At 60.2% G+C, this 15,400-nt stretch carries 11 protein-coding genes; 9 read left to right on the forward strand and 2 right to left on the reverse strand.

Annotated elements, in window-relative coordinates; all coding sequences use genetic code 11:
• The first annotated feature begins 75 nt into the window (after positions 1-75).
• The 5 genes from clpB to LVD11_RS15680 all read left to right on the forward strand — a co-directional run bounded on the left by clpB (position 76) and on the right by LVD11_RS15680 (position 9,909).
• The gene (gene clpB / locus LVD11_RS15660; RefSeq protein WP_237060516.1) at positions 76-2,682 is read left to right on the forward strand and encodes an ATP-dependent chaperone ClpB; all 2,607 of its coding nucleotides are present in this window, start codon (positions 76-78) and stop codon (positions 2,680-2,682) included.
• 230 nt (positions 2,683-2,912) lie between these two features.
• A complete protein-coding gene (locus tag LVD11_RS15665; protein WP_232940952.1) occupies positions 2,913-4,052 on the forward strand; it encodes an efflux RND transporter periplasmic adaptor subunit in 1,140 nt (379 codons plus the stop codon).
• Positions 4,053-4,083: 31 nt separating this feature from the next.
• Positions 4,084-7,200 (forward strand): efflux RND transporter permease subunit, encoded by a 3,117-nt coding sequence (locus LVD11_RS15670; protein ID WP_237060517.1) that lies wholly within the window; start codon positions 4,084-4,086, stop codon positions 7,198-7,200.
• A 131-nt stretch (positions 7,201-7,331) separates the two neighbouring features.
• Positions 7,332-7,877 (forward strand): fasciclin domain-containing protein, encoded by a 546-nt coding sequence (locus LVD11_RS15675; RefSeq protein ID WP_237060518.1) that lies wholly within the window; start codon positions 7,332-7,334, stop codon positions 7,875-7,877.
• Positions 7,878-8,010: 133 nt separating this feature from the next.
• Entirely contained in the window at positions 8,011-9,909 is a 1,899-nt protein-coding gene (locus LVD11_RS15680; RefSeq protein ID WP_237060519.1) for a DUF3604 domain-containing protein, read from the forward strand.
• A gap of 105 nt (positions 9,910-10,014) precedes the next feature.
• On the opposite strand, the gene LVD11_RS15685 is transcribed toward LVD11_RS15680, so the two are convergent.
• Positions 10,015-10,485: a DUF4124 domain-containing protein gene (locus tag LVD11_RS15685; protein ID WP_237060520.1), complete on the reverse strand. Its 471-nt coding sequence runs from the start codon at positions 10,483-10,485 to the stop codon at positions 10,015-10,017.
• Positions 10,486-10,801: 316 nt separating this feature from the next.
• Here LVD11_RS15685 and LVD11_RS15690 point away from each other — a divergent pair, with 316 nt between their 5' ends.
• From LVD11_RS15690 to pssA, 4 genes are all read left to right on the forward strand, one after another.
• Positions 10,802-12,538 carry an acetolactate synthase 3 large subunit gene (locus tag LVD11_RS15690; protein WP_237060521.1) on the forward strand — a complete coding sequence of 579 codons (1,737 nt, stop codon included), beginning with the start codon at positions 10,802-10,804 and terminating at the stop codon, positions 12,536-12,538.
• A gap of 13 nt (positions 12,539-12,551) precedes the next feature.
• Positions 12,552-13,043: an acetolactate synthase small subunit gene (gene ilvN, locus LVD11_RS15695; RefSeq protein ID WP_232940957.1), complete on the forward strand. Its 492-nt coding sequence runs from the start codon at positions 12,552-12,554 to the stop codon at positions 13,041-13,043.
• A gap of 59 nt (positions 13,044-13,102) precedes the next feature.
• Complete coding sequence (ilvC, locus tag LVD11_RS15700) at positions 13,103-14,128, forward strand: ketol-acid reductoisomerase (protein ID WP_237060522.1); 1,026 nt, start codon at positions 13,103-13,105, stop codon at positions 14,126-14,128.
• A 124-nt stretch (positions 14,129-14,252) separates the two neighbouring features.
• Positions 14,253-15,176: a CDP-diacylglycerol--serine O-phosphatidyltransferase gene (pssA, locus tag LVD11_RS15705; protein ID WP_237060523.1), complete on the forward strand. Its 924-nt coding sequence runs from the start codon at positions 14,253-14,255 to the stop codon at positions 15,174-15,176.
• Between the two features lie 38 nt (positions 15,177-15,214).
• Here pssA and LVD11_RS15710 read toward each other — a convergent pair.
• Positions 15,215-15,400 (reverse strand): hypothetical protein (locus LVD11_RS15710; protein WP_237060525.1); only part of this gene is annotated, 186 nt, incomplete at its 5' end.

The following is a 15,400-nucleotide window of genomic DNA, read 5'->3' on the forward strand; positions in this document are numbered from 1 at the left end:
ACTCAGAGTGGGCGCTGTCGTGCGTCCCCCCACTGTCAAACTGCTTTTACTGTGCCGAGGGAGGAGACCCGTCCAATGCGCATAGACAAAATGACAAACCCGCTGCAGGCCGCGATTGCCGATGCGCAATCCCTGGCGGTGGGGCGCGATCATAACCAGATTTATCCCGAACACTTGTTGCAGGCACTGCTTGACCAGTCTGGCGGCAGTGTGCCGGCATTCCTGTCGCAGGCCGGTTTCAACCTCAACGGGCTGCGCAATGACCTGGCGAAAAGGCTGGACCAGTTGCCCACAGTGACGTCGCCGACTGGCGATGTGGGTATGTCACAGGAACTGATGCGCCTGTTTAACCTCGCTGACAAAAAAGCGCAGCAAAAAGGCGACAGTTTTATCGCCAGCGAAACCGTACTGCTGGCCGCATTTGATTCGGCTGCCGGTGAGGTTTCCAAGCTCCTGCACGCCAACGGTGACCTCAAGCAGTTACAGGCGGCTATCGACAAGGTGCGAGGGGATGAAAAAGTCAGCGACGCCGGTGCCGAGGACGCGCGACAGGCCCTGGACAAATACACCCTCGACCTGACCGAGCGCGCGGTTTCGGGCAAGCTCGACCCGGTTATCGGTCGCGATGACGAGATCCGTCGCACCATCCAGGTACTGCAGCGTCGCACCAAGAACAACCCGGTCCTGATCGGTGAGCCGGGTGTGGGCAAGACCGCCATCGTGGAGGGCCTGGCGCAGCGCATCGTCAATGGCGAGGTGCCCGAAGGCCTGAAGGACAAGCGGCTGTTGTCGCTCGACCTGGGAGCGTTGCTGGCAGGCGCAAAATTCCGCGGTGAGTTTGAAGAGCGGCTGAAGGCGGTATTGAACGAGCTCTCCAAGCAGGAAGGCCGTGTCATCCTGTTTATCGATGAGTTGCACACCATGGTCGGTGCCGGTAAGGCGGAGGGTGCCATGGACGCGGGCAATATGCTCAAGCCGGCACTGGCACGTGGTGAGCTGCATTGCGTGGGTGCCACCACCCTGGATGAGTACCGCAAGTACATCGAGAAAGACGCCGCGCTGGAGCGCCGCTTCCAGAAGGTTCTGGTGGATGAGCCCACCGAAGAGGACACCATTGCCATCCTCCGTGGCCTGAAAGAACGTTACGAAGTCCACCATGGCGTGGATATTACCGACTCGGCGATTATCGCCGCGACCAAGCTGTCGCAGCGCTACATCACCGATCGCCAGTTGCCGGACAAGGCGATCGACCTGATCGATGAGGCGGCCAGCCGCATCCGCATGGAAATCGATTCCAAGCCGGAGTCCATGGACAAGCTGGAGCGGCGCCTGATCCAGTTGAAGATCGAGCGCGAGGCGGTAAAGAAAGACAAGGATGACGAGGCGGCACAGAAGCGCCTGGAAAAGCTGGAAGAGGATATCCACGAAATCGAGCAGGAGTATGCCGACCTGGAGGAGGTGTGGAAAGCCGAGAAAGCCCAGTTGGCCGGGAGCACCGACACCAAGGAGAAGCTGGAACAGGCCAAGCTGGATATGGAAGCGGCCAGGCGCGCCGGCGACCTGACGCGCATGTCCGAGCTCCAGTACGGGGTTATCCCCCAGCTGGAGCAACAGCTGCAGCAGGCCAGCGATGAGGAAACCACAGAGGAACCGCGCCTGCTGCGCAACCGCGTCACCGACGAGGAGGTGGCAGAGGTGGTCTCCCGCTGGACCGGTATTCCGGTATCGAAAATGCTCGAGGGCGAGCGGGAGAAGCTGTTGCGCATGGAGGATGCCCTGCACAATCGGGTAATTGGCCAGGATGAGGCAGTGAATGCGGTGGCGAACGCCGTGCGCCGTTCCCGTGCGGGCCTGTCGGATCCCAACCGGCCCAACGGCTCTTTCCTGTTTCTCGGCCCCACCGGGGTGGGCAAGACCGAACTGTGCAAGTCGCTGGCGGAATTCCTGTTTGATAGCCAGGACGCCATGGTGCGGATCGATATGTCCGAATTCATGGAGAAGCATTCGGTGGCGCGGCTGATCGGTGCGCCACCGGGTTATGTCGGTTACGAAGAGGGCGGTTACCTGACCGAGGCGGTGCGCCGCAAACCCTACTCGGTGGTGTTGCTGGACGAGGTGGAGAAGGCGCACCCGGACGTGTTCAATATCCTGTTGCAGGTCCTGGAGGACGGCCGACTGACTGACGGCCAGGGCCGCACCGTGGACTTCCGCAATACGGTGGTGGTGATGACCTCCAACCTGGGTTCCGACCTGATCCAGAAGTACGCCAGCAAGAAAGAGGAAGACGAGCTCGACAGCGAAATCCATTACCGCCAGATGAAAAATGCGGTAATGGAGGTGGTGGGCGAACATTTCCGGCCGGAGTTTATCAACCGGATCGACGAGGTTGTGGTGTTCCACCCCCTGGCACGGGCCCAGGTGCGCTCCATTGCCGAAATCCAGCTGGAGCAGCTGCGCCGCCGGCTGGCGGAGCGCGACCTGCAGCTGGAAGTGGCCGAGCCCCTGCTGGACAAGCTGGCGGATGTGGGCTTCGACCCGGTCTACGGCGCGCGCCCGCTCAAGCGTGCGATCCAGATGTGGCTGGAAAACCCGCTGGCCCAGGATGTCCTGTCGGGCAAGTTCGCACCCGGCGATACCATCCATGCGGAGCTGGAGGGGGATCACGCCGTCTTCCGCAAGTGATACGTCCCACCCTGTGAAATGGCCCGCCGGCGCGAGCGCACCGGCGGGCTTTTCTTTATCCGCCGCCCCATTGCCCGCTCCCGCCGGACCGTCCGTTTTCGACCCCTGGCTGCAGCCCACCGATTGCCAACCGTCATTCCTGCCCGCGCTTGCCTATCCTGACTGCTGGGCCCGGTCAATTTGGCCGGCTTGCCCCTGCGTGGATATGTGGCAATCGACAGGGAGTTGCAGTGGCTGGACGCAATCCGGTATTCAACAAGCGCATGCTGCTGATGCTGCTGGGCTGCCTGCTGCTGTTTGGCGGCATCTTTGCCTTCAAGATGTTCGGCAAAATGATGATGAACCGGGCATTCGACAATATGCCATTACCGGCGGCCACGGTCACCGCAGCGCGGGTCGAGCGGCAGCTCTGGCAGGAGAGCCTGTCTGCCGTAGGCACAATGCGCGCCGTCAATGGCGTCGAGGTAACGACCCGCGCCCAGGGCGTGGTGCAGCGGATACTGTTCGATTCCGGCCAGCCTGCGGAGAAGGGCCAGTTGCTGGCGGAGTTGTCGGCGGAACCGGAAAAGGCGGAACTGGAAGTGCTGGAGGCGGAGCTGCGGCTGGCCCGCCGCAATCACCAGCGCATCAAGGCGCTGCACGTCAAGGGTGTCACCACCGATGCGGAGCTGGATGACGCACTCAGTACCCTGGACCGGGTGTTGGCAAGTATCCGTGTGCAGAAAGAGACGGTGGAGGAGCACCGGGTTGTGGCGCCGTTTTCCGGGCGGCTGGGTATTCGCCGCATCGACCTGGGGCAGAACGTCGCGCCCGGAGATCCGGTGGTCTCCCTGCAGCAGCTGGACCCGATTTTCGTCGATTTCTACCTGCCGGGCCGCTACTTCGCGCGCATCAAGACCGGTCTTCCCATTGAAGTCACCACCGATGCGTTCCCGGAAAAGACATTCCCGGGCAAGGTGACAGCCATCGATCCCGGTATCGACAGTGCCAGTCGCAACTTCCTGCTCCAGGCCACCATGGACAACCCCGGCGACCAGTTGCGCCCGGGCATGTTCGCCGACGTGTCGGTGGACCTTCCCCGCCGGCGCAATGTGCTGGTGGTGCCGCGCACGGCAGTCAGCTTCTCTCCCTACGGCAATGCCATCTTTGTCCTGCAACAAGACCCGGAGGGCAATGGCCTGGTGGCGAGCAAGCGGTTTGTAAAAACTGGTGAGGAGCGTGGTGACCTGGTGGAAATCATCGAGGGGGCGGAGGAGGGGGAGCGTGTCGCCACCAGCGGCCTGCTGAAGTTACGTAACCAGAGCCCGGTCACCGTCAATAACGAGGAGACACTGCCGGCGAAGGCGGATCCACAGCCGGAGAACAGCTGACCATGGCCACTACCGCAACCGGTGCCCCCGCGTGAATTTTACCGAGATCTTTATCCGCAAGCCGGTACTGGCGACAGTGGTGAGCCTGTTTATCTTCCTGCTGGGGCTCCGTGCCGCCACCGAGCTCAACGTGCGCGAGTACCCGGAGCTGCAGAATGCGGTAATCACCGTAACCACGGTCTATGTAGGCGCCGATGCAGACCTGGTGCAGGGATTTATCACTACGCCGCTGGAACAGGAGATCGCCACCGCCGACGGCATCGACTACATGGTGTCCACCAGTGTGCAGGGGGTGTCGACCATCCAGGCCTATGTGCGCCTCGACTTTGATCCCAACCAGGTGCTCACCCAGGTGGTGGCCAAGGTCAACCGCCTGCGCAGCGAGTTGCCGGAGGAGTCCGAGGACTCCACCGTGGATATGGCCATCGGCCAGACGGTGGCGGCCATGTACCTGTCGTTCTCATCCGGGATCCTCGATAACAACCAGATTACCGATTACCTGACACGGGTGGTGCAGCCCAAGCTGTCGACCATCCCGGGTGTGCAGCGTGCGCGCCTGCTGGGCAACCGGACCTTCGCCATGCGTATCTGGCTGAAGCCGGCAGAAATGGCATCGCAGGAGGTAACCCCGGGCGATGTCAGCGCGGCGCTGCGCGCCAACAATGTGTTGTCGGCGGTGGGCAGTACCAAGGGCCGCTGGATCACTGTGGAAATATCAGCCGATACGGATATCGCCTCTGAGGAGGCTTTCCGTGACCTGGTGGTGCGCTCCGACGAGGACCGCATCGTACGGCTGGGGGATATCGCTGAGGTGGAGCTGGGATCCGAGTCCTACGATACCTCGGTCACCTTTAATGGGCGTTCGGCGACCTTTATTGCGGTGGAAGTGGCTCCGGATGCCAATGCGCTGGAAGTCATCCGCGAGGTGCGCAGGAAACTCGATGGTGAGGTTTTCCCGCAGCTGCCGGAGGGCATGATCGGTGAGATTCCCTACGACAGCACCGAGTACATCCAGGACTCGATCAACGAGGTGGTGAAGACGATCGCCGAGGCGGTGTTGATCGTGATCGTGGTGATCTACCTGTTCCTCGGTTCCCTGCGCAGCGTGGTAATCCCGGCGATTGCGGTGCCGCTGTCGCTGGTGGGGGCGCTGTTCCTGATGCTGCTGATGGGGTTTTCCATCAACCTGCTGACCCTGCTGGCGATGGTACTGGCCATCGGTATCGTGGTGGATGATGCCATCATCGTGCTCGAGAATGTACACCGCCACATCGAAGAGGGTATGACGCCGCGGGACGCCGCCATTCGCGGTGCGCGCGAACTGGCATGGCCGGTGGTGGCCATGACCACCACCCTGATTGCCGTGTACCTGCCGATCGGTTTCCTGGGCGGGCTCACCGGCACCCTGTTTGTGGAGTTCGCCTTCTCCCTGGCCGGGGCGGTGCTGCTGTCCGGTGTGGTGGCGCTGACCCTGACGCCGATGATGGCGTCAAAGATCCTGAAGCCGCCGAAGGAGAATGGCGGCAATCGCCTGGAGCAGTGGCTGGAAAGGCAATTCGAGCGTATGCAGCAGGGATACCAGCGGCGGCTGCACAGCGCCCTGGATGACCGGCTGGTGATCCTGCTTTTCGGGTTGATCGTGCTGGTGAGTTGTTATTTCCTGTTCGTCACCTCGCCCAGCGAGTTGGAACCGGATGAGGACCGCGGTTTTGTCCTGACCATTTCCTCGGCGGACTCCTTTGCCACCATCGATTACCTGGAGCGCTTCACCCGGGAGCTTAACGTCATTGCCGAGCGGCATGCCGACGAGGTGGAAAACCTGTTCCTGCTCAACGGGGTCGGCGGTGCCGGTAATGCCACCAACAGCGCCATTGCCGGTTTCGTGCTCGCGCCCTGGAACCGGCGTGCGCTGGACACTGCCGAGATGAAGGACATTATCAGCAACGAGGTGGCAGAGATCGCCGGCCTCAAGGTGGCAGTGGTGGTACCACCCAGCCTGCCCACCGCCGGCGGCCGCCTGCCAGTGGAGTTCGTGGTCGGCTCCACCGAGCCGATGGAAAACCTGGCCTCGTTTGCCGACGAGATCATGGAGCGGGCACTGGCCAGCCGTAAGTTTATTTTCGTGGATTCCGACCTGAAGCTGGATAAGCCCAAATTGCGGGTGCTGGTGGATCGCAACAAGGCGGCAGCAATGGGGATCACCATGGCGGATATCGGGCGGGAGCTGGGGGCCATGATGTCGGGGGCCTATACCAATCGGTTTTCGCTGGAGAACCGCAGTTACAAGGTGATTCCCCAGGTGGTGCGGCGCGAGCGGCTGACTGGCGCCCAGCTCAAGCAGTACTACATCCGCAGCCGTTCCGGGCAGCTGGTGCCCATGTCGACGCTGGTAAGCCTGGAGGAAACGGTGGAGCCACAGCAGCTCAAGCGTTTCCAGCAACTTAATGCGGTGACCATTTCCGGTGTCCCGCGCCCGGGCATCACACTGGGGGAGGCGCTGGGGGTGCTGGACAATGCCGCGGCAGAGATATTGCCGCCGGGCTATTCGGTGGACTACGCCGGGCAGTCGCGCCAGTACAAGGCGGAGGGCTCCGAGCTGGTGGTTACGTTTTTCTTTGCCCTGATCGTGATTTACCTGGTGCTGGCGGCGCAGTTCGAGAGCTGGCTTGATCCGTTGATTATGCTGGTCACTGTGCCAATGAGTGTCTGTGGTGCCATGATATTTGTCAGCCTGGGACTCACCACTTTGAACATCTATACCCAGGTCGGGTTGGTGACACTGATTGGGGTGATATCCAAGCACGGCATCCTGATAGTCGAGTTTGCGAACAAACTGCAGGAAGAGGGGCGGGATAAGCGCGCGGCGATTGAGGCGGCGGCTTCCATTCGCCTGCGCCCAATTCTCATGACCACCGCTTCTCTGGTTCTCGCCATGGTTCCCCTGCTGTTGGCCGCAGGGCCAGGAGGTGGGGCCAGGTTTGCCATGGGGCTGGTGGTGGCTACTGGAATGACCATAGGCACCTTGTTTACGCTCTTCGTAGTGCCGGCCATGTACCTGTACCTGGGGCGGGACTTCGAGCAGGGAAACCCGCGCTCGGGCCTGGATCCGGCAGAACCCGGCGAAGGCGAGTCGGCTGGTTCCAGTTAGGGGCCACAGGATAAGCAACGCTTTTCCCTGTTTGGGGTGCAAGAGAGCCACCCTATACTGCTCCCCAGTCTGATTCGGATTGGCCATGGCCATCCGGGATTCCGAGAGTGCTTCACTGTGGAGGTGAAATCATGCGTGCATTCAAACTGGTTCTTTCGCGATTTATATGGGCGCCGCTGGTGCTGGCAGCCTTGTACTGTGGGTCGCTGCAGGCTTCAGATCCCAGCAAGACAATCGCACAAAACGCGTCCCAGGCTGAGAGCCTGTCCACGCTGGTCGCTGCGATCAAAGCGGCGGGCCTTGCAGATACGCTGAACAGTGAGGGGCCCTTCACCGTCTTTGCGCCCACCAATCAGGCTTTCGGTGCACTGCCGCAGGGCAAGGTAGACGAATTGCTGAAGCCGGAAAACCAGCAAAAGCTGCAGAGGATCCTCGGCTACCACGTGGTTCCAGGTAAGGCGACCGCTGAGGTGGTGATGGAGAAGATCAAGAAGGGAGGCGGCCATGCGACCGTGGACACGGTGCAGGGCGAGAAGCTTACCCTGAGGGCCGATGGAGACAAGGTGACGGTGACCGATGCCAAGGGTAATACCGCCACGGTGCTGCAGGCAGACCTGATGAGTTCCAACGGCGTCGTCCATGTGATTGACGGTGTACTGATGCCGACGAAAAAGTAATCAGGTTCATGTGGAGACGGGCGGCCTTCAGGCCGCCTTTCTTTTTTCGACATACCTTTCATCTTGGCTTGGCAAACTCACCATAGCGCCAGCTAGAATTTCCAGCAGGGGAATTTTATCTGGGCTTTCAGTTATGTCAGGCGTAATCCCAATCCGGTTGGCAGGAACCATCGTCGTATCCACTGTTGAGCTTGCTCTAGCGAGTATTTTTGCGCTGCTGTCCCTGCAAGCGATCGCCGGAGAGGCAGAGGAATTTTCCCCTTATGTCGGGCGTGACTACCCCACCCGGGTCTTCTGGGGAGATACCCATCTCCATACGGATATCTCGGTCGATGCCGGCACCATGAACAGGCTTGGCCAGGAGGAGGCATTCCGCTTCGCCAGGGGTGAGGAGGTGACAAGCACCCACGGACTCAAGGTGAGGCTTTCACGCCCACTGGATTTCCTGGTGATATCCGATCATGCGGAAATGTATGGCCTGATGCCGAGGTTGCTGGCCGGCGATGAAGACATCCTCGCCACCGAGAGGGGCAGGCGCTGGTATGACATGCTGAAGGGCGGGGATAAAGATCAGTCTTTCAAGGCGGCGATGGAAATCGTCGCGTCACTGTCGGAGAAGGAGCCCCCTTTCAAGAGTGACCAGATTGTCCGTGACTCCTGGAAGGCCTATACAGCCCTTGCTGACAAATACAATGAGCCCGGCAAATTCAGCGCGATCATTGGCTATGAATGGACGGCAATAGGCGGGAATAACCTGCATCGCAACGTCCTGTTCCGCGGTGATTCCAGGATCGCCAACAAGACCGTGCCTTTCTCCCAGTTCGATAGCCAGAACCCTGAAGACCTGTGGCGAGCACTCAGGGAGTTCGAACAGCAACACAATGCCCGGGTGATGGCAATTCCCCACAACGGCAACCTCAGTAATGGTCGAATGTTTAATGTGGAGACTTTTTCCGGGCAGCCCCTCACAAAAGAGTTGGCGGAGTTGCGATCCCGTTTCGAGAAATTGGTGGAGGTGACACAGATAAAAGGGGATGGAGAGGCGCACCCTGCGCTTTCACCCAATGATGAATTTGCGGATTACGAAACCTGGGACAAATCGAACCTTGACGGAACCGAGTTGAAAACTCCCGAGATGCTGCGGTGGGAGTATGCCCGTGAAGCACTGAAGACCGGCTTGATGCTGGAAGAGCGCCTGGGCGTGAATCCATACAAATTTGGGATGGTGGGCAGTACCGATGCCCACACGAGTCTCGCTGCTGTAGAGGAGGATAACTTCTTTGGAAAGCACTCAGGTGTGGAGCCCGAGCCAGGCCGTTGGGAGCACGTGGTCATTGAGGCCCCGAATCCTGAGCTGACTGTCTACGGTTGGCAGATGGCGTCCTCCGGCTACGCGGGAGTCTGGGCGAAGGAGAATACCCGGGAGGCACTTTTTGATGCCATGCTGCGGAAAGAGGCTTACGCAACGACGGGGCCCCGCATGGTGGTGCGTTTTTTCGGTAGTTGGGACTTTACCGATACCGACGCCAGCGCCCCTTCCATTGCTGATATCGGCTACGGCAAGGGTGTCCCCATGGGGGCAGACCTGAAGGCATCCGCCGGTACCGCATCACCCAGCTTCCTGGTTGCGGCGATGAAGGATCCGCTGAGTGGTAACCTGGATCGCATCCAGATCATCAAAGGCTGGATGGATACCAACGGAAAACTGCACGAAAAGGTTTACAACGTCGCGTGGGGTGGTGACAGAAAACTCTCGCGAAATGGCAAGTTGCCTTCAGTCGGCAACACGGTAGACGTGGCCAATGCCACCTGGCGTAACTCCATCGGGGCTCCTGAGCTGAGCGCCGTATGGCGTGACCCGGATTTCGATCCGGCGCAGCCGGCCTTCTATTACGCACGTGTGATCGAGATTCCAACGCCCCGCTGGACAGCTTATGAAGCCAAGCGGTTTGGGGTGAAAATGAGTAGGGGTGTGCCCATGACGACTACCGAGCGGGCCTATACATCTCCAATCTGGTATACACCCAGATAAAAGCCCGGGCCAACCAGCCGTGTGGCCCGCGGCCGATTGCAGGGGGCGGCGTGGTTGGGGGAGGGGCCTTCGAAGGGTGGTCGATACCCGGCTCAGCGAAACCGCTCAGCAGTCTTCCTGGATAATTTGTTTGGCACGGCCGATACGGGCCTGTCGTTCTTTCTCTGGCAGGACCCGTAGCTTCCCGGAGGCATCCACCTCGCGCACCTGGGAGTGGGTGCTCAGTTCCTGCAAGTTATTTCGTGCCTGGCGGCAACGCTGTGCGCGCACAGCCTTCTGGGCCTGGGACAGTGCCTTGCCCTGGGCATCGGCCGGGGCTGCGGCGGTCTCTTTCCTGGCTGCCTCTGTCAGTGAGGTCTCGTCGTCGGATTCCTGCTGGGCTTTCGCCGCCAGCTGTTCCTTTTTCCATTGCTTGTAGCGTTCCGACCGTGGCTCCTTGACTACCTCCACCTTCTTTTCCTGTGGCGGCTGGGAGCCGAAATGGATCACGCCGTTTTCGTCTTTCCACTTGTAGATGCCGTCAGCGAGCGTGGCGGAGGCCAGGCTGGCCAGCAGGATTGCAGAGAGGAAACGCATTTGGGCCCCTTGAGTGTCGTTGCAGAGAGTTGTGAGTATCGCCTGTCATTTTACCCGTCTGGGGAGAGATTCCTGCAACCGCCTTAACATTTTTGTCCTGTACGGCAGGCGGTGCCGGCCTGCCGGTTGCGCGAACACGCGCCAGCGGAGGGCGTCCGGCGGTCTCCTCATCCCAAAAAGCCATCTTTGTCGCGGATAAGGCTGATATTTGTCATCAAAAAGCTTTATAATCGCGCTCTGCGTTTCGCTGTATCGGTGTATTTAAGTGACCTAAGTGATGCGCATCCTAATTTACGTGAAATTTTAGGGGGCTTCAGTGGAATTACTCTCCGGCGGCGATATGTTAGTTCGCGCGCTGCAGGATGAAGGGGTAGACCTTATTTTTGGCTATCCCGGTGGTTCAGCATTGCATATCTACGATGCCATTTTTCGACAGAAAAGCATCAAGCACGTCCTGGTTCGTCACGAGCAGGGCGCGACCCACGCGGCGGACGGCTATGCCCGCTCCACGGGCAAGCCCGGGGTGGTGCTGGTGACGTCGGGCCCGGGCGCTACCAATGCCATTACCGGCATCGCTACGGCCTATATGGATTCTGTACCGCTGGTGGTGATTTCCGGCCAGGTAACCAGTGACAAGATCGGTGAGGATGCCTTCCAGGAAACGGATATGGTGGGTTGTTCCCGTCCTATCGTGAAACACAGCTTCCTGGTCAAGAGTGCTGAGGATATCCCCGGGGTTGTCAAGAAGGCCTTCTATATTGCCAATAGCGGCCGCCCGGGCCCGGTGGTGATCGATGTGCCCAAGGACGTGACCAACCCGACGGACCGCTTCCCCTACGAGTATCCTGAAAAGCTGCGCATGCGTTCCTACACGCCTGCGGGCAAGGGGCATACCGGGCAGATACGCAAGGCCCTGGCATTGCTGTTGTCCGCCAGGCGGCCGGTCATTTACGCCGGCGGCGGTGTGGTGCAGGGGGAGGGGGCGGAGCTGCTCACAGAGCTGGCGCGGACGCTGAATTACCCAGTCACCAATACCCTGATGGGGCTCGGCGGTTTCCCGGGCAGCGATCGGCGTTTCCTGGGCATGCTGGGGATGCACGGCACCTTCGAGGCCAATACGGCCATGCACCATGCCGATGTGATTTTCGCCATCGGTGCACGGTTTGACGACCGGGTGACCAATACCCCGGGCAAGTTCTGCCCCGGGGCCAAGATTATCCATGTGGACGTGGACCCGGCGTCTATTTCCAAGACCATCACCGCGGATGTGCCAATTGTTGGCACCGTGAGGTCGGTACTGGCCGACATGCTGGGGATGTTGGGGGAATCCGGTGAGCAGCCCGACCAGTCGGCGATTGTGGACTGGTGGCGGCAGATCGATGACTGGCGTGAGCGGCATGGCATCTATACCGCGCCCCGCTACCGCACCGATGGCGGCCTGATCATGCCGCAGGAGGTAATCAAGGCAGTGCATGAGATTACCGGGGGTGATGCCTTCGTGACATCCGATGTGGGCCAGCACCAGATGTTTGCCGCGCAGTATTACCTGTTCGACAAGCCGCGTCGCTGGATCAACTCCGGTGGGTTGGGAACCATGGGCTTCGGCCTGCCGGCCGCACTGGGGGTGAAAATCGCCCACCCGGACAGCGAGGTTGTCTGTGTGACCGGTGAGGGCAGCATCCAGATGTGTATCCAGGAGTTGTCCACCGCTACCCAGTACCACCTGCCGGTGAAGATCCTGTGCCTGAACAACCAGGCACTGGGCATGGTAAAGCAGTGGCAGGAGATGCAGTACGAGGGGCGTTTGTCCAACAGCGTGTACGAGGAGTCGCTGCCAGACTTTGTCAGGCTGGCGGAAGCTTATGGGCACGTTGGCATGAAGATCGAAGCGCGAGAAGCGCTTTACGACAAGCTTACCGAGGCTTTCTCCATCAAGGACCGCACGGTGTTTATCGACGTTTATGTCGACCCGTCCGAGCATGTATACCCCATGCAGGTAATGCCTAACGGCTCAATGCGGGATATGTGGTTGAGCAAGACGGAGCGGACCTAGGGAAGTCAGAATCATGCGCAGAATCATCTCAGTATTAATGGAAAATGAGCCCGGCGCGCTCTCGCGGGTAGTAGGGCTCTTCTCGCAGCGCGGTTACAACATTGAGACTCTCACCGTCGCCCCGACGGAGGACGAAACACTGTCGCGCCTGACCATGGTGACCATCGGTGACGATCACAAGATCGAGCAAATAACCAAGAACCTGAACAAACTGATCGACGTGGTGAAACTGGTCGATTTGACCGAGGGTTCCCACATCGAGCGGGAGTTGTTGCTGGTTAAGGTGCGGGCGTCTGGTGCACAGCGCGACGAGGTCAAGCGCAGCGTGGATATTTTCAGGGGACAGATCGTCGATGTCACCAGCAACATGTACACGGTGCAGGTCACCGGGACCGGGGAGAAGCTCGATGCTTTCCTGCAGGCCCTGGGTGAGCACACCATCATGGAGGTGGTGCGTTCCGGAGTCTCCGGTATTTCCCGCGGCGAAAAAGTCCTGAGTGTCTAAGCGCCCGCCCGCGGGCGGGAACAGAATTCATTTATTCGTTCAGTAATAGGAAGTGAGCAATGCAAGTTTATTACGATAAAGATTGTGACCAGTCTTTGATCCAGCAGAAGACCGTAGCCATCATCGGCTACGGCTCACAGGGGCACGCCCATGCCAACAACCTCAAGGATTCCGGGGTAAAGAATGTTGTCGTGGGCCTGCGCAAGAACTCCAGCTCCTGGGCCAAGGCCGAGAAGGCGGGCCTGCGGGTGGCCGAGGTTGCCGATGCGGTGAAGGACGCTGATGTGGTGATGATCCTGACTCCGGATGAGCACCAGGCCGCGATATATCGCGAGCAGGTGGCACCCAACCTGCGCTCCGGCGCTGCGCTGGCCTTTGCCCATGGCTTCAACGTGCATTTCGAGTTGATCGAGCCGCCCAAAGACGTCGATGTCATCATGATCGCCCCCAAGGGTCCTGGCCATACCGTGCGTTCCACCTACCTCGAGGGGGGTGGCGTACCAACCCTGATCGCGGTCTACCAGGACGCTTCCGGGGCGGCGAAGAATCTGGCGCTGTCCTATGCCTCCGCCAACGGCGGCGGCCGCTCCGGTATTATTGAGACCAATTTCCGGGAGGAAACCGAGACTGACCTGTTCGGTGAGCAGGCAGTGCTCTGTGGCGGCGTGTCCGCGCTGGTCATGGCCGGGTTCGAGACCCTGACCGAGGCCGGTTACGCGCCGGAGATGGCCTACTTCGAGTGCCTGCACGAGCTCAAGCTGATTGTTGACCTGATGTACCAGGGAGGCATCGCCGATATGCGCTACTCTATCTCCAACACCGCAGAGTACGGTGATTACGTAACCGGGCCACGCATCGTGACCGAAGAGACCAAGGCGGAGATGCAGCGGGTGCTGAAGGACATCCAGGCGGGCCGGTTCGCCAAGGACTTTATGCTGGAGTCCCTCGCCGGGCAGCCGCGCCTCAAGGCCGAGCGCCGCATCAGCAGTGAGCACCCGATCGAGCAGGTGGGTGCCAAGCTGCGAGCAATGATGCCCTGGATTAAAGCCAACAAGATCATCGACAAGACCGAGGGCAATAGCTGAGGGAAGTCGATGACAAAAGCGGCGGGGGAGGCCCCGCCGCTTTTTTTTTGCGCCGGGGGTCCTGTGCGCATTGTCGCAGTTAGCTGTACACTCGCCGCCTGCATTCAGACTTTACGGAGAAGCTATGAGCGACAAGAGGAATGCCAGCAAGTCCGCCGGAAACGATGGCGAACGCCGGGAGGAGAGTCGCATTCCGGTGGATGAGCACATTGAGGAAGAGGTTTCGGCCACCGGTACGAGAGTGCGGGCGCGGGGTGTCTACCTGCTGCCCAACCTGATTACCACCGGCGCCTTGTTCAGTGGCTTTTATGCCATCATCGCGGGCCTGGGAGGCAACTTTGAGGCCGCGGCAATCGCAATCTTCGCCGCCATGATTCTCGATGGGCTCGATGGGCGAGTGGCGCGCCTGACGGATACCCAGAGCGCCTTCGGGGTCCAGTACGACTCCCTATCGGACATGGTCTCGTTCGGCCTGGCGCCGGCACTGGTGGTGTTCAGCTGGGGGCTGGGGCCGCTGGGCAAGCTGGGTTGGGCGGCGGCTTTCCTGTATGCCGCCTGCGCGGCGCTCCGCCTGGCGCGCTTCAACACCCAGGTGGATACCGTGGACAAGGGTGTCTTTATTGGGCTGGCGAGTCCCACCGCGGCGGCGATTGTCGCCAGTATGGTCTGGGCCGGGCATGAGGCTGACGTCGGTGCAGGGCTGGGCCTGGTTGCGGCACTGGTCACCATGGCCGCGGGGCTGCTGATGGTGTCGAACTTCCGCTACACGAGCTTCAAGAACATCGACTTCAAGGGCAGGGTGCCCTTTGTCATGATGCTGGCAGTTATCCTGGTGTTCAGTCTTGTGACCATTGACCCCCCGCGCGTCCTGTTGGCTATCGCTGTCATCTATACCTGTTCCGGGCCGGCAGCCTGGCTATGGCGGATACTGCAGGCACGACGGGAGCAGTCGGGTGCCGGAAAAGAAGAAAGGCCGGAGGAGACCGAGTCGGTCACCACTGGTAAAGGCGGGGACAGTGAGAAGGATGCTGGCGGCGGGGAAAACTGAGCTATTACAGTGGTGAACGCCGTTGCGTGATACTAAAGTTAACAGGTGGCACCACGGTAGTGGCAGGGTGGTGTTAAGCGCCAATACAGGGGTGACCAGCCGGAAAGGGCTTTTTCCGCTCCGATTGAAAAAAGTGCTTGCACCGGGCTCTGCCAGTCCGTATAGTTCGCGCCCTCGCTGCTTGAGAAGTGGCGGGGAGGCAGCTCCAAGTGATTGATTTTCTT

Source organism: Microbulbifer sediminum (assembly GCF_021729035.1).
In the GTDB taxonomy this organism is placed as follows: Bacteria; Pseudomonadota; Gammaproteobacteria; order Pseudomonadales; family Cellvibrionaceae; genus Microbulbifer; species Microbulbifer sediminum.

Bases quoted from the DNA above. Each gene is read 5' to 3' on its own strand.
- clpB (WP_237060516.1), top strand. From the start codon at position 76: ATGCGCATAGACAAAATGACAAACCCGCTGCAGGCCGCGATTGCCGAT.
- LVD11_RS15675 (WP_237060518.1), top strand. From the start codon at position 7,332: ATGCGTGCATTCAAACTGGTTCTTTCGCGATTTATATGGGCGCCGCTG.
- LVD11_RS15680 (WP_237060519.1), top strand. From the start codon at position 8,011: ATGTCAGGCGTAATCCCAATCCGGTTGGCAGGAACCATCGTCGTATCC.
- LVD11_RS15685 (WP_237060520.1), bottom strand. From the start codon at position 10,485: ATGCGTTTCCTCTCTGCAATCCTGCTGGCCAGCCTGGCCTCCGCCACG.
- ilvN (WP_232940957.1), top strand. From the start codon at position 12,552: ATGCGCAGAATCATCTCAGTATTAATGGAAAATGAGCCCGGCGCGCTC.
- ilvC (WP_237060522.1), top strand. From the start codon at position 13,103: ATGCAAGTTTATTACGATAAAGATTGTGACCAGTCTTTGATCCAGCAG.
- pssA (WP_237060523.1), top strand. From the start codon at position 14,253: ATGAGCGACAAGAGGAATGCCAGCAAGTCCGCCGGAAACGATGGCGAA.